Genomic DNA, 18,009 nt, shown 5'->3' with positions numbered 1-18,009 from the left:
CCGAACTGCACACTGCTGGTGCGGGACTGCTACAACCCGCACCATTACAGGCTAGTCGCTGCATCGAAAAGCGCCGCTTCCGGCAACATATTTCAACACTCAAATCACAATGCGCAGGCACTGGCCCGCGTGATACAGCGAAAACCCGGCCTCATACAGGCAACTGCGCAAGCCCACGCCAGCCAGGGGCTGCATCGGTGCGAAGGGAATCGGCAGGGCTTGCGGATTGCCGTGACACAAATAGTCGGCGAAGGCTTTGCCGACCACGGTGCCAGTGGTCACGCCACGACCGTTGTAACCAGTGACGGCCACCAATCCCGGTGCAGGTTCGAACAGGCGCATGAGGTGATCGGGCGTGAAAGCGATGCGCCCGGTCCAGGTGCATTCCCACTCGACGGGTTTCAGATTGGGGAAGTAATGCTGCTGCACGCGGTCGGCCCAGGCCTTGAGAAACCAGGTCGGTTTCTGGTTGCCATTGCCGAGGCTGCCGAGCAATAACCGCCCTTCTTTGTCACGGCGGATGCTGCTCAAGACTTGGCGGGTATCCCACGAGCCCTGCCCGCCCGGGAGGATTTCCTGCGCGGCATCTTCGCTCAGCGGCACCGAGGCGACCTGGTAGTAATAACCGGGGAAGAAGTTGCGCTTGAGTTCGGTCCAGTCGCCTTCGGTGTAGGCGTTGGAGGCGATGACCACTTGCTCGGCCAGCACTGAACCGCGTTCGGTCTGCACTGACCAGTTCGCCCCCTGACGCTCAAGGCGAGTGACCGGCGAATGATCGAACATTTGCCCACCGAGACCTTTCACCGCGTTGGCCAGCCCGGTGACATACGCCATCGGGTTGAGCGTGCCGGCGCGACGATCGAGCAAAGCCGCGGCGATCTTCTGCGTGCCGGTGGCTTGCTCGCAGGCCTTGCCGGTCAGCAGTTCAACCGGTGCGCCGCGACGTTTCCATTGTTGCTCGCGGCTACGCAAATCCGCCTCGCCCTTGGCGTTGTGCGCCATGTGCAACGTGCCTTCGCGGCGTAACTGGCAATCGATGTTGTACTTGTCCACAAGGCTGAACACCAGTGCCGGCGCGGCCCCGAGCATGCGGTTGAGCTGGCTGCCGACCGCTTCGCCGAAACCGGCTTCGATCTCGTCCGGCGGGATCCACATACCGGCGTTGACCAGTCCGACGTTACGCCCGGAACCACCGTGACCCGCACGATGAGCCTCCAGCACGCAGACGCTTTTGCCTTTTTCCAACAGATGCAGCGCCGCCGACAACCCGGTAAACCCGGCGCCGATCACGCAGACATCGACTTTGACTTCGCCCTTGAGCGCGGTGTTATCCGGCCTTTGTGGCGTGAGTTTTTCCCACAGACATTCTTCGCGTAACGGCATTGCCAAGCTCCTGACGGAGCAGCTGCAAGCTTTGAGCTACAAGCAGCAAGCCGATCTGCTTGTAGCTTGGGGCTTGAAGCTCGCTGCTGCTTAATCGAATGTGATGCCCTGCGCCAGCGGCAACTCCAGCGAATAATTCACGGTGTTGGTCTGGCGGCGCATATACGCGCGCCAAGCGTCCGAGCCGGACTCACGACCGCCACCGGTTTCCTTCTCGCCACCAAACGCGCCACCAATTTCTGCACCGCTCGGGCCGATGTTGACGTTGGCAATGCCGCAATCACTGCCCACCGCCGACATGAACTGCTCGGCTTCACGCACGTCAGTGGTGAAGATGCACGACGACAAACCTTGCGGCACCGCATTGTTCAGACGCAGCGCTTCCTGGAAATCGTTGTAACCGACCACGTACAGAATCGGCGCGAAGGTTTCGCTGCAGACCACATCGCTTTGTTCCGGCATTTCAACGATGGCCGGCGAGACGTAGTAGGCGTTGGGGAATTGATCTTCGAGCTGACGCTTGCCGCCAAACACCCGACCGCCTTCGCTCAATGCCTGTTCCAGCGCATCCTGCATGTTTTCGAAGCTGTGCTTGTCGATCAGCGGACCGACCAGATTGCCTTCCAGCGGGTTGCCGATGCGCACTTTCGAGTATGCAGCTTTGAGGCGAGTAACGATTTCTTCCTTGACCGACTCATGAGCGATCAGACGGCGCAGGGTGGTGCAACGCTGCCCGGCAGTACCAACGGCGCTGAACAGAATCGCACGCACGGCCATGTCGAGATCGGCGCTCGGGCCGAGGATCATCGCGTTGTTACCGCCCAGTTCCAGAATGCTGCGGGCGAAACGTGCGGCGACTTTCGGCGCCACTTCGCGGCCCATGCGTGTGCTGCCAGTGGCGCTGATCAGCGCTACACGCGGGTCATCGACCAAGGCTTCGCCGGCATCGCGACCACCGATGATCACTTGGCAGAGGTTCGCCGGCGCATCGGTGAAGTTCTTCACCACGCGATCGAACAGCGCCTGACAGGCCAACGCGGTGAGCGGAGTTTTCTCCGACGGTTTCCACACCACCGGGTTGCCGCAGACCAGCGCCAGCGTGGTGTTCCACGCCCACACTGCGACCGGGAAGTTGAACGCGCTGATCACCCCGACCACGCCCAGCGGATGCCAGGTTTCACGCATGTGGTGGCCCGGACGCTCGGAGGCAATGGTCAAACCGTACAACTGGCGGGACAGGCCGACGGCGAAATCGCAGATGTCGATCATCTCCTGCACTTCACCCAGACCTTCCTGAGTGATCTTGCCGGCCTCCCAGGAAACCAGCTCGCCAAGATCAGCCTTATATTCGCGCAGCACTTCACCGAACTGACGCACCAGTTCGCCGCGACGCGGGGCCGGCACCTTGCGCCATTGCTCGAACGCATGATCTGCGCGACTGATGTGCTGCTCGACTTCGGCCGGGCCTTCCCAGTTGACGGCGGCGATGCGGCTGCCGTCGATCGGCGAATGCACCGGCACTTTGCCGTTCTGATAAAGGGCCGGGTTCACACCTAGACGATCAAGCAATGCGGCAACCATGGGTCACTCCTCAAGCAAAAAACTGAATGTGTGCGGGCGCTTTTTCGCGACCGGGCAGGCCTTTAGTTGTAGCGTCACAATGGCAAGGCAACAAACGACCTTTACGCGAGATATCATTCCGTTTATTCATGCTGCGCACAGAAAGACAAGAAAAGGATCGGCCATGCTGAACAAACGCCACTTGCCCTCGATCACCGCCCTGCAGTGTTTTGAGGCCGTGACCCGGCACTTGAGCTTCACCCGCGCCGCCGAGGAACTGAACCTGACCCAGAGTGCGGTGAGCAAACAGGTCGCGCAGCTTGAGGAGTTGTTGCAGCACTTGTTGTTCCTCCGCGTGCGGCGGCGCTTGCAGATGACCCCGGCCGGGGATTTGTACTTGGTTGAAGTAAGAAAAATCCTCACCCAAGTGGAAATGTCGACGCATTACCTGCGCTCCTACGGCGGTGAGACTGAAGTCCTGCGCGTGTCTACGCCATCAACCTTCGGCGCGCGCTGGCTGGTGCCGCGCCTGAAAGGCTGGCGTCTGCGCCATCCGTCGATCCATCTGGATTTGTGTAACGAGCAGGAAGCGGATGACCTGCTGCAAGGGCGCAGCGACCTGGCGTTCTACTTCGGCCAAGGCTCACGGCCCGGCACTGAATGCCTGAAGTTGTTCGGCGAAGAGCTTGTTCCGGTCTGCGCGCCGGGCAGCCTGCCGGACAAGCCGTTCACTTATCCGACGCAACTTACCGATCTGGTACTCCTGCAAAATGCCTCGCGCCCGCAGGCGTGGCACGACTGGTTCGACAGTCAGGGTTATCAGACCGAACACAGCTACCACGGGCCGCGTTTCGAAACCTTTTATATGTGCATCCGTGCCGCGCAGGTTGGTTGCGGCGTGGCGTTGTTGCCGCGATTTCTGGTGGAAGAGGAATTGGCCGACGGCAAACTGGTTATTCCCTGGCAGCATGCGATGCCCAGCAGCGACGCCTATTACCTGGCCTACCCGGAGCACGCGGCGGAAGTGCCGAAGGTGCGTGATTTTGTGAAGTGGATGCTGGAGCAGATCGACAGCCCGAATGACTGAACCGATTGAATTATGTGGGAGCGAGCCTGCTCGCGAAGAGTCCGGCACATTCACTACCCATTTCGACTGAAATGACGCCTTCGCGAGCAGGCTCGCTCCCACAAGGGTTCTGCGGTGATCTAAAAAATTGCTGGCAATCTTCGTCCCTGATATGCGCCACTAGCGCCATTGATTGAGACCGCGCACAGGCGCGGCGCACCTGGAGACCCCGTTATGAGCGAGAGCGTGTTTGCCGATCGCATCGTGCAGAACCTGCTCGACACCGACTTCTACAAACTGACGATGATGCAGGCGGTGCTGCACAACTACCCCAACGTCGAAGTCGAATGGGAGTTTCGTTGCCGTAATAGCGAGGATCTGCGCCCGTATCTGGCCGAGATCCGTTTTCAGATCGAGCGGCTGGCCGAACTGAGCCTGAGCGCCGACCAACTGAGTTTTCTTGAGCGCATCAGCTTCCTGAAACCGGACTTCCTGCGTTTCCTCGGGCTGTTCCGCTTCAACCTGCGCTATGTGCACACCGGCATCGAGAACGGCGAGCTGTTCATCCGTCTGCGCGGGCCGTGGCTGCATGTGATTCTCTACGAAGTGCCGTTGCTGGCGATCGTCAGCGAAGTGCGCAACCGCTATCGCTACCGCGAAACAGTACTGGAACAGGCGCGCGAACAGCTCTATCGCAAGTTCGACTGGCTGACCGCCAATGCCTCGGCCGACGAATTGTCGCAACTGCAGGTCGCCGATTTCGGCACCCGTCGGCGCTTTTCGTACGGTGTGCAGGCTGAAGTGGTGAATGTGCTCAAGCACGACTTCCCCGGACGCTTCGTCGGCACCAGCAACGTGCATCTGTCGCGTGAACTGGACATGAAACCGCTGGGCACCATGGCCCACGAGTGGATCATGGCCCACCAGCAACTCGGCCCGCGATTGATCGACAGCCAGATCGCCGCGCTGGATTGCTGGGTTCGCGAATACCGTGGCCTGCTGGGGATCGCGCTCACCGATTGCATCACCACCGATGCGTTCCTCGGCGACTTCGACCTGTTTTTCGCCAAGCTTTTCGACGGACTGCGCCACGACTCCGGCGATCCTGTGGTGTGGGGCGAAAAATGCATCGCCCACTATCACAGGCTCGGCATCGACCCGATGAGCAAGACCCTGGTGTTTTCCGACAGCCTGACCCTGCCCAAATCGCTGGAGATTTTCCGCGCGCTGCACGGTCGGATCAACGTCAGCTTTGGCATCGGCACCAACCTCACCTGTGACATTGCAGGTGTCGAACCGATGAGCATCGTGCTTAAAATGACCGCCTGCAACGGCCAACCGGTGGCGAAGATCTCCGACGAGCCAGGCAAGTCCCACTGCAAAGACCCGAATTTTGTCGCCTATTTGCGACACGTGTTCCAGGTTCCTGCCGATTCCAGTCTATCTAGCAAGGAGTGAATTCATGCAAGCCGTACAGCGTGAGATTGCTGAACAGCTCAAGGTGCAACCGCCGTTCGCCGACTACCAGGCCCTGCAGGCCGAAGTCGCCAGGCGCATTGCCTTTATTCAGGACTGTCTGGTCAATTCCGGGCTCAAGACGCTGGTACTGGGCATCAGCGGCGGCGTCGATTCGCTGACCGCAGGCCTCTTGGCCCAGCGTGCGATGCGTGAGCTGCGCGACCAGACCGGCGACAACAGTTACAAATTCATCGCCGTGCGCCTGCCGTACGAAACCCAGTTCGACGAGCACGACGCCCAGGCCTCGGTGGATTTCATCGCCCCGGACGAGCGTCACACAGTCAACATCGGCCCGGCGGTGAAATCGCTGGCCAGTGAAGTCGCGGCCTTCGAAGGCAAGCATGCGGTATCGGTGGACTTCGTACTGGGCAACACCAAGGCGCGGATGCGCATGGTTGCGCAGTACACCATCGCTGGCGCGGCGCACGGTCTGGTGATCGGCACCGATCACGCGGCGGAAGCGGTAATGGGTTTCTTCACCAAGTTCGGTGACGGCGCTTGCGATCTGGCACCGCTCAGTGGTCTGGTAAAAAATCAGGTTCGGGCGATTGCGCGCAGCTTTGGCGCGCCGGAGTCGCTGGTCGAGAAAGTGCCGACGGCAGACCTGGAAGATCTGTCGCCGGGCAAACCGGACGAGGCTTCGCATGGCGTGACCTATGCCGAAATCGACGCCTTCCTGCATGGCGAGCCCGTGCGGGAAGACGCGTTCAAGATCATTGTCGATACGTACAACAAGACGCATCACAAGCGGGTCATGCCGTTCGCGCCTTGAGCTGCTACGAGAGGCAAAAATTGTCGCAGGCGGCGATCCCGATTTCGAGTACGAAAATCAAAAAATCGCAGCCTGCGGACAGCTTCGGCGCCGCTACGTGGAGACTTGCAGTCATTGCTTCAGGCGTTGTTCAGGGGCTTCAGGGTCCACGATCGTGATAGTGATTGATTCAGATTGGCTATCCGACGGCGTTATTGCGTTGAATACGTATGTTCCGGGCTTCAAGTCCGGGAGTGTCTCTTGCCAGGCATTATCGAAGGCCACTGAAGTCGGGGCCAAATCCTGTTCACCATTGCGAAGTATTAATCGGAAGTGTCCTGCTGCCTGGCCACTGAACGCAAGCGTCGTAAACTCAGTATCGTCGCCATCTTGCAGATCCTTGCCGCCTTCGCCGACTTCTGCAATCCGGCCGATAGCAGGTTGTTTCGGTGACCCGACATAGAAGTCTATGGCGGCCGTCGGGTCGCCCTGTGGAGCCTTGGCAGTCAGCGAATATCTTGTGTCGGTGGGAAAATCCAACTCGCCGCTCCATTCGCCATCGGTCACGTCAAAGGTCTCGATCGGCTCTGAATTATCTTTAGCAAACACCTCTACCGTACTTGAGCTGGCGGTCCCGGCAATCGTTAATTTAGTGTCCGGCGTAGCCGTTTCGTTGCGCACTTCTCCAGAAATGCCAGTCAGACCAGTAATCTTCACCTCGCCTTCGGACGCCTCGCTGACAGTCACGGTGCGGGTCTCGGATTTTTCGCCGTCTACGTCCTCGGCTTTCAGCGCATAGGTTTTACCCGCCGTGAGCTCGATTTCGCCACCCCAAGTGCCATCCGCTGCCGTAAACGTTTTAATCGGAGTCGGGTTATCTCCATCCAGCAATTTGACCTCGCCGTCCTTCGCCGAGCCGGCGATCGTCAGTGTGGTGTCTGCGGTAGTCCCACCGTCTTCGATCTCGCCCTCTTCCGAATCCTTCAGCGAAGTAATCTTTACCTCACCTTCGGACGCCTCGCTGACAGTCACGGTGTGGGTCTCGGATTTTTCGCCGTCTACGTCCTCGGCTTTCAGCGCATAGGTTTTACCCGCCGTGAGCTCGATTTCGCCACCCCAAGTGCCATCCGCTGCCGTAAACGTTTTAATCGGCGTCGAATTATCTCCATCCAGCAATTTGACCTCGCCGTCCTTCGCCGAGCCGGTGATCGTCAGTGTGGTGTCTGCGGTAGTCCCACCGTCTTCGATCTCGCCCTCTTCCGAATCCTTCAGCGAAGTAATCTTTACCTCACCTTCGGACGCCTCGCTGACAGTCACGGTGCGGGTCTCGGATTTTTCGCCGTCTACGTCCTCGGCTTTCAGCGCATAGGTTTTACCCGCCGTGAGCTCGATTTCGCCACCCCAAGTGCCATCCGCTGCCGTAAACGTTTTAATCGGAGTCGGGTTATCTCCATCCAGCAATTTGACCTCGCCGTCCTTCGCCGAGCCGGTGATCGTCAGTGTGGTGTCTGCGGTAGTCCCACCGTCTTCGATCTCGCCCTCTTCCGAATCCTTCAGCGAAGTAATCTTTACCTCGCCTTCGGACACTTCCCCGATGGTAACGGTATAGATGTCGGATTCGGTTCTATCATCCGCCTTGGCTTTCAGCGCATAGACCTGCCCCGTTACAAGCGTGAGACTGCCATCCCAGCTGCGGTCTGGTTTCACCGTAAACGTCGCAATCGGCGCAGTGGCAGCACCGTTGAAGATCCTTATCTGGCCTGTCTTCGCCAAACCCTTGATCTTCAGATCCGTGTCTTCAGTCTGGCCTCCGTTTTCTACCTCTGCGCCGCTGGAGTCTTCCAGCATTTCAATAAAGGGCTTTGTTACTACGGAGATCATTACAAATGGATCGGTTTCGTCCTCCCCATGGGACAGCACATATTCATGTTTTCCTTCAGGCAGATTATCTATCAGGAAAAATCCGTCGCCTGCCAGGTTTGTCTGGCCATAGTATTTCGACCCATCATCGATAAGGAGCTCAAGACGAGAGTCCGCAGGCCCGGTAACGGTGAAGTTGGCCCTTGAGGAGAAAGTCCTTCCGCCGCTGGCAATCTCCTCCCCACCTGAAAACACTTTAGTGATTTTCAGGTCGGCCAAGGTTGAGTTCTTGCGCTTGTCGTCCATGGGTGAATCCTCTTTGCAATCGTCTGGAATGAAGACCCATGTAATCCCGACTTCGAGGAGCGGTCTACTGTCAGAAATTACAGGTGACAGCGCTTTTCGGATGAAAGGTAGCTCAAATAAAATCCATGCCAGACGCAAAAACGCCGCTGGCGATCATCGCGCAGCGGCGTTTCTTGAGACACCTGAACCCAGTGTTACTTCAGGACGATTGTGCCTTTCATCATCGAGATGTGGCCCGGGAACGAGCAGAAGAAGCCGTATTTTTCAGCGGCATCCAGCTTCGACACATCGAAAGTCACCGAGTCGGTTTCCTTGGCACCGATGATCTTGGTGTGAGCGATAACGCGCGCATCACCTTCCGGCAGGTAGTTCTTGTCGATACCGGCGGCCAGGCCAGCGGTGGCGATTGGCTGCATGTCAGCTTCTTTGCTGATCACCAGGTTATGGCCCATGACGTTCTTCGGCAGGTTGCCGGAGTGGGTCAGCTCGACGGTGAAGGTCTTGCAGCTCTTGTCGATCACGATTTCCTTGGTGTTGAAGGACATCTGATCGGTGGAGTCAACGGTGGTTTTGCACTCGGCAGCCATCAATTGGCTGCTGGCCAGCGCCAGCAGGGATACCGCAACAACTTTGGAAAACATGGTGAATCTCCAAGGCAGGGTTAACAAACACGAATGGTGGAAAGACTGCCTGAAATCTTCGCAAGTTCCTATGACTTGAGTCAAAAATTGTATACAACTTTCAGGCTATGACACTCATCGAGACAATCTAACGGCCAGATTCCCCGGTCGGCCCTATGATCGGCGCATCTACTGAGACGGAGTGTCTGTCATGTTCTTTAACGGTCTGTTGTGCAGTTTGCTCGCCGCCTACGCCTGTGGTGCCAGCGGCACCTTTGAATCGCCGGAACGCGAAGTTTAGCCCTTGGATCAAGGCGTGCCAGCCATTACCCTGTGTCGGATTGACCCAGGAGGAAGGCATGTCTCTGAAATCCGTTTGTGTATTTTGCGGTGCCAACGCCGGCACTGTTCCGGCTTACACCGCAGCCGCAGTTGCTCTTGGCCAGGCGTTGGCCGAACGTAAGCTGACTCTGGTCTATGGCGGCGGCGCCGTGGGTTTGATGGGCATCGTTGCCGATGCGGCACTGGCGGCCGGCGGCGAAGTGATCGGGATCATCCCGCAAAGCCTGATGGACAAGGAAATCGGCCACAAAAGCCTGACCCGTCTGGAAGTGGTCGGCGGCATGCATGCGCGCAAGGCGCGGATGGCTGAGCTAAGCGACGCGTTCATTGCTCTGCCCGGTGGTCTGGGTACGCTGGAAGAGCTGTTCGAAGTCTGGACCTGGGGCCAGCTCGGCTACCACGGCAAGCCGCTGGGCCTGCTGGAAGTGAACGGTTTCTACAGCAAGCTCACTGCATTTCTCGACCATATCGTCGGCGAAGGCTTCGTTCGCGCGCCACACCGTGACATGCTGCAAGTGAGCGAATCGCCGCAAGCACTGCTCGATGCTCTGGATAGCTGGAAGCCGACCGTCACGCCAAAATGGGTCGAGCAAAAACCCGGTTAACCCCCGGACACCGATACAGGGCAGAATACGCGCCGCTCAACCTCACCTTCGACCAAGAGGAACGCCCATGGCCAAACCCAATTACTCCTTCGCCAAACGTCAACGAGACCTGGCAAAGGAACAGAAGAAAGAGGAAAAGCTTCAGCGCAAGAAACAAACCGCTGAAGAAGCAGCACTGAACCCTGAGGGTGAAGTGGCAACGGAAGATGATGTTGATGCAACCGAAACACCGAAAGATCAGGCGCCCGACGCCTGAACCCCACCGGGTTTGATGATCGAATCAGACCCTGCGGATTTGTGACGGGGCTGGCGGTTTCACTGCTGGCCCTCACAGCCCTCCCCGAAATATCCAATTCCCCCTGTAGGAGTGAGCCTGCTCGCGATAGCGGTGTGTCAGTTGAAATATTTGCTGCTGACACACCGCTATCGCGAGCAGGCTCACTCCTACAGTTTGATCGGCGTTAATCCAGAGGCATTACGGTGACGCGCACTTCCGGGTCGTGATTGCCGCCACCGAGGATCACCCCGCGCAACGGCGACACATCGGAAAAATCCCGCCCCCACGCCAACGTGATGTGCTCGAGCGCTGGCTGCACATTATTGGTCGGATCAAAATCCACCCAGCCCAGTACCGGACAAAACACCGACACCCAGGCATGCGAAGCATCGGCGCCGATCAAGCGCGGCTGCCCCGGTGGTGGCTGCGTCAGCAAATAACCACTGATGTAGCGCGCTGCCAGCCCTCGCGAGCGCACGCACGCCAGCATCAAGTGCGCGAAGTCCTGACAGACCCCGCGCCGCCGCTCCAGCACTTCCACCAGCGGGGTCGCCACCTGAGTCGCCTCGGCATCAAAAGTGAATTCGCTGAAGATCTTCTGCATCAAGTCCCGCACGCCCAACAGCAACGGCCTGCCCGGCGCAAAACAACTCTGAGAGAACTCGACGAAGCGGCTTTTCAAATGCACGTACGGTGACTGGAACCGGTAGCGACAGGCTTCGAGCAACTCAGCGGACAACGGCTGGCTGCTGTAGGTGAGTGCATCGCGGGTCAATTCCCAGGCCGGCGACTGATTGAAATCCAGAGCCGGCCGCGCCAGCACCTCAACGGTGAGCCGGGCATTGACCTGCAATTCATCGTGAGGACGCTCGAAGGCCAGCCGGGTCAGCGGATTGCCAAACACGTCGAGCTCATCGCGGCGTGCTGTCGGGTCCGGGCTGATCAGCAGCTGCTGTTCAGTGCAGCGCTGCCAGGCGCATTCACGCGGCCACAAGTGCGCCAGTTGCTGCGCCAGGGACACCGGGCTGTCGTAGTGGTAACAGGTGTCGTGGAGGATCTGGTAGCGAGCATTCATCAGACGGACACCGTGCGCTGGCTGACGTCATCGACATGGGCGAAATGGCGCAGGGCCAGACGATCCGACACCTGCCCGCTGGCCTCGGCAATCTCTTGCAGCAGATCCGCCAGACCATTCAGAGCGGCTCGTACACTGGACTCACCGAATAATGGATTCTCCAGACATCCCAGATCGAAGCGCGCCAGACGCTCGACCAATTGCGGCAGTCCGGCCTCGCTTGGCGCAGCGAAATCGTCGTTCAAACGTTTCAAGGTGCGGGTCACCAGTTTCAACTGGAACAACACCGCGTGCGGGTTCTGCTCATCGAGCAGCAACAGGTCGAGCACCGGAATCAATTGCGCCACCGCCAGATAACGTGAGCGATAGGTGATGCTGCTGTTGCCCAGTTCCAGCAACCACTCCAGGCCCGCCTGATCGAACGCCCCAGCGCCACGCAGAAACGCCGCCAGACTGCTGCTGAGAAATTGCAGACGCTCGATACGCCGGCCGATCATCAGAAAGCGCCAGCCTTCGTCGCGGGTCATGTCGTCCAGGGCAAACCCGGACAGCGCCGCCAGCGACATCACCAGCCGGTTGAGAAAATCCAGCAACTCGCCGAAATCCGGCTCATCGGTGTCCAGCTCCGTCGCTTCGCGTTGCAGCTCCACCAGCGCCTGCCAGTTTTCCCGAGAAAGTTTGCCACGCACTTGTGAGGCCGCCCACTGCAAACGCTGCAGGTTGGAACGCAGACTGAACGACCAGTCCTCACCCAGCAGTGCCGCCAGCAGACGCTCCGGCAGTTCACCCTCGTCCGGCAGCAGCGTCAGTCGCTCGCCGAGGTCGACAGCGGCCTGCAACGCTTGCGGGTCGTCGCCGTCGACGTAACGCGCGAGCATGATGCGCAGCAACCGCGCACTGTCATCACAGCGCTCGCAGTAACGGCCGAACCAGAACAGGTTTTCCACCACCCGTGACGGCAGGTACGGATCGCGCCGCACCAGATCATGGACCCCAACGTTGCGCTGACTCTTCCATTGCTCACCGCTGGGAGGGCGATCACCCAATACCCAAGTGTCTTTGCTCGCCCCACCACGCTGCATCGACACCACTTCGGCATCGGCCTCGGCCGCCACCCGGGTCAGACCACCCGGAAGCACGCGATAATCGTCAGCACCGGCCACGGCGTACATGCGCATACCGATCGCCCGTGGTTGCAGTTGAGCGTTTTCCGCCTGCCAGATCGGCGCCTGGGACAGCTGAGCCAATTCTTGCGCGACATAGGCATAAGGACGCGCCTGCATGCGTTCGGCAAGCGCCTGACGCTGTTTTTCACTCAGATCACGGCCAAATACCGGCGCGAAGCTCTGCGACGGAAACGCCGGTTTGATCAGCAGTTCGGGCAGTTTTTCCAGGGCTTGGGCCAACACTGGCGCCTCACCACACCACCACGTCGCGATCGAGGGCAAAATCAGCTCTTCACCAAACAGGTATTGGTTGATCTTCGGCAGGAAGCCCAGCAACCCCGGCGACTCCAGCACGCCGCTACCCAGCGCATTGGCGACCAGGACTCGACCTTGGCGCACCGCCTCAAGCAACCCGGGAACGCCGAGTGCCGAGTCCGTGCGCAACTCCAGCGGATCGCAGAAATCATCATCGAGCCTGCGCATGACTGCGTGCACCCGACGCAGGCCACTGAGGGTTTTCAGGTAGACCGTGGCATCGCGCACCGTCAGATCACCGCCCTCGACCAGCGGATAACCGAGCTGGCGAGCCAGATACAGATGTTCAAAATAACTTTCATTGAAGCGCCCCGGTGTGAGCAGCACCACCAGCGGCGCGTCATCGTCACACGGCGCCTGTCGCGCGAGGGTCTCCTGCAACGTACGGAAGAACCCGGCCAGATGCTGCACCTTCAGATCCCGATACAACTCGGGAAAGGCGCGCGACACGATGGTGCGGTTTTCCAGGGCATAACCGGCGCCCGACGGGGCTTGGGTGCGATCGGCGGTCACCCACCAACGCCCGTCCGGCGTGCGCGCCAGATCGACGGCATACAGGTGCAGAAACGACGCTTCCGGCGGCGCGACATGCTGACACGGCCAGAGAAAATTGTTGTGGCCGAAAACCAGCTCTGCCGGCAACAGGCCTTCGCTGATCAGCCGTTGCGGCCCATACAAATCAGCCAGCACAGCATTGAGCAGTCGCGCACGCTGGGCGATGCCTGCCGACAGTTGCTGCCATTCATCCGCAGCAATCACATGCGGCAGCAGATCCAGCTCCCACGGCCGATCCGCGCCTTTGGGATCGGCATAGACGTTATACGTGACACCGTTTTCCTGAATCTGCCGCGCCAGCAATGCCTGCCGCTGTATCAGTTGCGCCGGGGTGCTGCGTTGCAACTGATCGAACAGCCGCCGCCAGTGCGGGCGCACCGCGCCACTGCCGTCGAGCAGTTCGTGATAAGTGCCCGCCGTAAGCGGGTAGCGGTCTAGCAGGTCAGGCATGGAAAGCTCGGCAGACAGCAAGGAACGGTCAGACTAACGCAGGCACATGACGCGCGGATATACGAAAAATCCGCGTGTCGCGTAGGCCTTAGAAACGTCGTAAATCGATTGTCATCGGTAGCTCGTCACTGATTTCTACGTTCGGTATAGGAAGTTTCCCCGGCGTGTGTCCGACGCGGAAGAATCGCGCCATCCGCCGGCTCTCCGCTTCGTTGGCGTTGACCGGCAACGTCTCGTAATTGCGCCCGCCCGGATGGGCAACGTGGTACTGACAACCGCCCAGGGAACGCCCCATCCAGGTGTCGAGGAGGTCGAACACCAGCGGTGCGTGCACGGGTATTGTCGGTTGCAAACAGTTGGCCGGTTGCCACGCTCGGTAACGTACACCCGCGACGAACTCGCCCACGCGTCCGGTCGGGTGCAACGGCACCGCGATGCCGTTACACGTCAGCAGATAACGCTGCGGCGGCAAGCCTTTGAGCTTGACCTGCAGGCGCTCCAGCGATGAGTCGACGTAACGCACCGTGCCGCCTGCCGCGCCCTCCTCGCCCAGAACATGCCACGGTTCCAGCGCCTGCCGCAGTTCCAGTTCGATGCCGTTGACGGCGTAATCGCCGACCTTGGGAAAACGAAATTCCAGATGCGCCGCAAACCATTCCGCGCGCAGCGGATAACCGGCGTTGTTCAGTTCGACAATAACGTCGGCAAAATCCTGCTCGATAAAGTGCGGCAGCAGGAAACGATCGTGCAGTTCGGTGCCCCAGCGCGCCAGTTTCGGCGGCGCATAAGGTTCGCGCCAGAACCGTGCGACCAGTGCCCGCAGCAACAACTGTTGCGCCAGACTCATGCGCGCGTGGGGCGGCATTTCAAAGGCGCGCAGTTCCAGCAAGCCAAGACGCCCGGTGGCGCCATCAGGCGAATACAGTTTGTCGATGCAGAATTCGGCGCGGTGGGTGTTGCCGGTGACGTCGATCAGCAAATTGCGCAGCAGTCGATCGACCAGCCACGGGGCGCATTCCTCGCCCGGTTCGGGCATCTGCGCGAAAGCGATTTCCAGTTCATACAAAGCATCATTGCGCGCCTCATCGACACGCGGCGCCTGAGACGTCGGGCCGATGAACAGTCCAGAGAACAGATACGACAATGACGGATGGTTATGCCAGTAACTGATCAGGCTGCGTAGCAGATCGGGGCGGCGCAGAAACGGTGAATCCGCCGGCGTCGCCCCACCGAGAACGAAATGGTTGCCGCCGCCGGTGCCAGTGTGACGGCCGTCGATCATGAATTTTTCGGTGGTCAGGCGGGTCTGACGCGCCTCTTCATACAGAAACTCGGTGCGCTCGACCAATTCGTCCCACGTGGCCGAGGGTTGCACGTTGACCTCGATCACACCGGGATCGGGGGTAATGCGGAAATTGCTCAGACGCGGATCGCTCGGTGGCTCGTAGCCTTCCAGCAGCACCGGGCAATGCAATTCTTCGGCGGTCGCTTCGATGGCGGCCACCAATTCCAGATAATCCTCAACCCGCTCCAGCGGCGGCATGAACAGGTACAACCGCCCCTCCCGCGCCTCGGCGCAGAATGCGGTGCGGGTCAGCCAGTCAGCAGATTCGTCGATCTTCGGCACGCGTTCGTCAACCGTCGCGGGTTCGCTGTGACGGTTGAGCTGCGCGGCATCCGGCAACTCGGGAAAATCCTGATTCGGGTCCTGTGGATGAATAAACGGATACTCGGCGGCTTTCACCCAAGGCTGCGAACCCAGCGGCAAGCGATAGCCCAGCGGCGAATCTCCCGGCACCAAACGGCAGTGCTCATCACGTAGATACCAGCGCCCGCTCTGCCATTGGTCGCCCTTGGCGGTACGCGCCAGCGGCAGCACTTGGCCGATCACCTTGTTCAGGCCCTGACTGAAGACTTTGCGCAGGCGTGCGCGCTCCAGCGGCTCTTCAAGACGCGCATCTTCGGCGCTGACGTTGCTCGGCAACGTGCCTTCGCGCCAGAGGTAATAGAAATTGTCCTCGTAGGCCGGGAACACAAAGCGCGTAGGCAATTTCAGGCGTTCAGCCACACTGGCCAGAAAACGCCCTGCGAGTTCGCCATTGGCACCGTAATCCTGTTGCTCATCAGCGATCAAAGCGTCGTTGTGCCAGATCGGCACACCATCACGGCGCCAGTAGCAATTGAGCGACCAACGCGGCAGTTGCTCGCCGGGATACCACTTGCCCTGGCCGAAATGCACCAGGCCTTTCGGCGCGTAATGCTTGCGCATGCGCTGGAACAGTTCGGCGGAGAGCCGGCGCTTGTCCGCGCCCAATGCGGCGGTGTTCCACTCGGCGCCATCCGGGTCATCGATGGACACGAAGGTCGGCTCGCCGCCCATGGTCAGGCGCACATCATCCGCCAGCAGGTCAGCATCGATCTGCCGCCCCAGCGCCTGAATCGCCAGCCACTGTTCATCGGTGTAGGGCTTGGTGACGCGCGGCGCCTCCCAGATCCGCTCCACCGACATTTCGTGGCTGAACACACATTCGCACGGCTCGACCAGGCCACTGATCGGTGCCGCCGAGGACGGATCGGGACTGCAGGCCAACGGGATATGCCCTTCGCCGGCGAACAGCCCGGAAGTCGCATCGAGGCCGATCCAGCCCGCGCCCGGCAAATACACCTCGCACCAGGCGTGCAGGTCGGTGAAATCCACTTCAGTGCCGGATGGGCCGTCGAGACTTTTCACGTCGGCGGTCAGTTGAATCAGATAACCGGAGACAAATCGCGCCGCCAACCCGAGGTTGCGTAGCAACTGCACCAGCAGCCACGCCGAGTCGCGGCAGGAACCGGAGGCGTGTTCGAGGGTGTGTTCCGGGGTCTGCACGCCCGGCTCCATGCGAATCAGGTAGCCGATGTCTTCGCTCAAGCGCTGGTTGAGCGCCACAAGGAAGTCCACCGCCGGCAGCGGCGTGCGGTCGATGGCGTCCAGATAGGCTTTGAATTTCGGCGTCAGCGGCAGGGTTTCGAGGTACGGCGCCAGCTCCTTGCGCTCATCGGCAGCGTAGGCGAAAGGGATTTTTTCGGCGTAGGGTTCGAGGAAGAAATCGAATGGATTGAACACGGCCATTTCGGCGAGCAGATCAACTTCGATGCGCAGTTCATTGGTTTTCTCGGGGAACACCAATCGGGCGAGGTAATTGCCCTGCGGGTCTTGCTGCCAATTGATGAAATGCTGCTCGGGCGAGACTTTCAGTGCATACGACAAAATCCGCGTGCGGCTGTGGGCAGCCGGGCGCAGGCGCACGATCTGCGGGCCGAGTTCGACAGCGCGGTCGTAGCGGTAATGCGTGACGTGATGCAATGCGACATGAATCGACACGGCGTGCCTCCTGCGAGCCTAAGCGTATTCGAAAGCGCGCAAGACTTATGCCATGCACAGGCTTGGGCGCTTTCCCGGAATGCTTAGGGCAGTACAGCACCAAAATCGGGCGATGCGGGGAAATGGTTTGGGCTGATTGCACGTAAATGTTGCGAAGAGCCCCTCACCCTAGCCCTCTCCCAGAGGGAGAGGGGACTGATCGGGGTGGCCGTTGGAGATACGCCGACTTGAAAGTCTTGAGTCGAACCCGGATTTTGAAAAGCAAGGAGATCTGTTGCGAAGAGCCCCTCACCCTAACCCTCTCCCGGAGGGAGAGGGGACTGACCGAGGTGAATGTTAGAGATACGCCGACTTGAAAGACTTGAGTCGAACCCGGATTTTGAAAAGCAAGGAGATCTGTTGCGAAGAGCCCCTCACCCTAACCCTCTCCCAGAGGGAGAGGGGACTGACCGCGTTGGATGTTCGAGATACGCCGACTTGAAAGACTTGAGTCGAACTCAGGTTTGAAAGGCACAGAGATCTGCTCCCTTCCCCCTCGCCCCCCATGGGGGAGAGGGCTGGGGTGAGGGGGATGGATCTTGCGGCCTGCATAAATCCAACGGCAGAATCGAGTAGGAGGCGGTCTCGCGATCGCCGTCCTCTCACACCACCGTACGTACGGCTCCGTACACGGCGGTTCAGATTGTGCGATTAAGTCGGTTTATCGTATCCAGTATCGAGACCAATCCGAGTCCATCCCAGAGTTTCTTTGGTAGCGCCTGGTTCATATGTGGCGCTCCCGAATTCCACCAAGGAC

At 59.6% G+C, this 18,009-nt stretch carries 12 protein-coding genes and 1 pseudogene; 5 read left to right on the top strand and 8 right to left on the bottom strand.

The window, feature by feature from the left end; all coding sequences use genetic code 11:
* Positions 1 to 99 precede the first annotated feature (99 nt).
* The gene (locus tag CKW17_RS22960) at positions 100 to 1,383 is read right to left on the bottom strand and encodes an FAD-binding oxidoreductase (protein ID WP_095121856.1); all 1,284 of its coding nucleotides are present in this window, start codon (positions 1,381 to 1,383) and stop codon (positions 100 to 102) included.
* A 90-nt stretch (positions 1,384 to 1,473) separates the two neighbouring features.
* Complete coding sequence (locus CKW17_RS22955) at positions 1,474 to 2,964, bottom strand: aldehyde dehydrogenase family protein (protein WP_095121854.1); 1,491 nt, start codon at positions 2,962 to 2,964, stop codon at positions 1,474 to 1,476.
* A 163-nt stretch (positions 2,965 to 3,127) separates the two neighbouring features.
* Between CKW17_RS22955 and CKW17_RS22950 the strand changes: the two genes are divergently transcribed.
* The 3 genes from CKW17_RS22950 (at position 3,128) to nadE (ending at position 6,299) form a co-directional block, all read left to right on the top strand.
* Complete coding sequence (locus tag CKW17_RS22950; RefSeq protein WP_095121852.1) at positions 3,128 to 4,030, top strand: LysR family transcriptional regulator; 903 nt, start codon at positions 3,128 to 3,130, stop codon at positions 4,028 to 4,030.
* Between the two features lie 213 nt (positions 4,031 to 4,243).
* Positions 4,244 to 5,467, top strand: coding sequence for a nicotinate phosphoribosyltransferase (gene pncB, locus CKW17_RS22945; RefSeq protein WP_095121850.1), 1,224 nt, complete (start codon positions 4,244 to 4,246; stop codon positions 5,465 to 5,467).
* A 4-nt stretch (positions 5,468 to 5,471) separates the two neighbouring features.
* Positions 5,472 to 6,299, top strand: coding sequence for an ammonia-dependent NAD(+) synthetase (gene nadE, locus CKW17_RS22940; RefSeq protein WP_095121848.1), 828 nt, complete (start codon positions 5,472 to 5,474; stop codon positions 6,297 to 6,299).
* 111 nt (positions 6,300 to 6,410) lie between these two features.
* On the opposite strand, the gene CKW17_RS22935 is transcribed toward nadE, so the two are convergent.
* Both CKW17_RS22935 and azu read right to left on the bottom strand, forming a co-directional pair.
* Positions 6,411 to 8,444, bottom strand: a complete 2,034-nt coding sequence (locus CKW17_RS22935; RefSeq protein WP_095121846.1) for a hypothetical protein — start codon at positions 8,442 to 8,444, stop codon at positions 6,411 to 6,413.
* 194 nt (positions 8,445 to 8,638) lie between these two features.
* A complete protein-coding gene (azu, locus tag CKW17_RS22930; RefSeq protein ID WP_095121844.1) occupies positions 8,639 to 9,085 on the bottom strand; it encodes an azurin in 447 nt (148 codons plus the stop codon).
* 338 nt (positions 9,086 to 9,423) lie between these two features.
* Between azu and CKW17_RS22925 the strand changes: the two genes are divergently transcribed.
* Together CKW17_RS22925 and CKW17_RS22920 are read left to right on the top strand one after the other, a co-directional pair.
* On the top strand, positions 9,424 to 10,011 hold the full coding sequence (locus CKW17_RS22925) for a TIGR00730 family Rossman fold protein (protein ID WP_095121842.1): 588 nt from the start codon (positions 9,424 to 9,426) through the stop codon (positions 10,009 to 10,011).
* Between the two features lie 67 nt (positions 10,012 to 10,078).
* Positions 10,079 to 10,267 carry a hypothetical protein gene (locus CKW17_RS22920; RefSeq protein WP_095121840.1) on the top strand — a complete coding sequence of 63 codons (189 nt, stop codon included), beginning with the start codon at positions 10,079 to 10,081 and terminating at the stop codon, positions 10,265 to 10,267.
* A 205-nt stretch (positions 10,268 to 10,472) separates the two neighbouring features.
* Here the strand turns inward: CKW17_RS22920 and CKW17_RS22915 are convergent, their stop codons facing one another.
* The 4 genes and pseudogenes from CKW17_RS22915 to CKW17_RS30620 all read right to left on the bottom strand — a co-directional run.
* Entirely contained in the window at positions 10,473 to 11,363 is an 891-nt protein-coding gene (locus tag CKW17_RS22915; protein WP_095121837.1) for a transglutaminase family protein, read from the bottom strand.
* The gene (locus CKW17_RS22910) at positions 11,363 to 13,849 is read right to left on the bottom strand and encodes a circularly permuted type 2 ATP-grasp protein (RefSeq protein WP_095121834.1); all 2,487 of its coding nucleotides are present in this window, start codon (positions 13,847 to 13,849) and stop codon (positions 11,363 to 11,365) included. Before CKW17_RS22910 ends, CKW17_RS22915 begins: the two co-directional genes overlap by 1 nt.
* A gap of 88 nt (positions 13,850 to 13,937) precedes the next feature.
* Positions 13,938 to 17,213, bottom strand: coding sequence for a DUF2126 domain-containing protein (locus tag CKW17_RS22905; RefSeq protein ID WP_095121832.1), 3,276 nt, complete (start codon positions 17,211 to 17,213; stop codon positions 13,938 to 13,940).
* Between the two features lie 677 nt (positions 17,214 to 17,890).
* Positions 17,891 to 18,009, bottom strand: a pseudogene (locus tag CKW17_RS30620) (maturase); the annotation flags it as partial.

Origin of the sequence: Pseudomonas sp. Irchel s3f10 (assembly GCF_900187515.1) — a bacterium.
Classification (GTDB): Bacteria; Pseudomonadota; Gammaproteobacteria; order Pseudomonadales; family Pseudomonadaceae; genus Aquipseudomonas; species Aquipseudomonas tensinigenes.
Note: the sequence above shows the minus strand (reverse complement) of the source record. Positions and strands in the feature narration are given on the sequence as shown.

Excerpts from the sequence above, each read along its gene's own strand:
- CKW17_RS22920 (WP_095121840.1), top strand. The coding sequence starts at position 10,079 with ATGGCCAAACCCAATTACTCCTTCGCCAAACGTCAACGAGACCTGGCA.
- nadE (WP_095121848.1), top strand. The coding sequence starts at position 5,472 with ATGCAAGCCGTACAGCGTGAGATTGCTGAACAGCTCAAGGTGCAACCG.
- pncB (WP_095121850.1), top strand. The coding sequence starts at position 4,244 with ATGAGCGAGAGCGTGTTTGCCGATCGCATCGTGCAGAACCTGCTCGAC.
- CKW17_RS22925 (WP_095121842.1), top strand. The coding sequence starts at position 9,424 with ATGTCTCTGAAATCCGTTTGTGTATTTTGCGGTGCCAACGCCGGCACT.
- CKW17_RS22910 (WP_095121834.1), bottom strand. The coding sequence starts at position 13,849 with ATGCCTGACCTGCTAGACCGCTACCCGCTTACGGCGGGCACTTATCAC.
- CKW17_RS22955 (WP_095121854.1), bottom strand. The coding sequence starts at position 2,964 with ATGGTTGCCGCATTGCTTGATCGTCTAGGTGTGAACCCGGCCCTTTAT.
- azu (WP_095121844.1), bottom strand. The coding sequence starts at position 9,085 with ATGTTTTCCAAAGTTGTTGCGGTATCCCTGCTGGCGCTGGCCAGCAGC.
- CKW17_RS22935 (WP_095121846.1), bottom strand. The coding sequence starts at position 8,444 with ATGGACGACAAGCGCAAGAACTCAACCTTGGCCGACCTGAAAATCACT.
- CKW17_RS22915 (WP_095121837.1), bottom strand. The coding sequence starts at position 11,363 with ATGAATGCTCGCTACCAGATCCTCCACGACACCTGTTACCACTACGAC.
- CKW17_RS22950 (WP_095121852.1), top strand. The coding sequence starts at position 3,128 with ATGCTGAACAAACGCCACTTGCCCTCGATCACCGCCCTGCAGTGTTTT.
- CKW17_RS22960 (WP_095121856.1), bottom strand. The coding sequence starts at position 1,383 with ATGCCGTTACGCGAAGAATGTCTGTGGGAAAAACTCACGCCACAAAGG.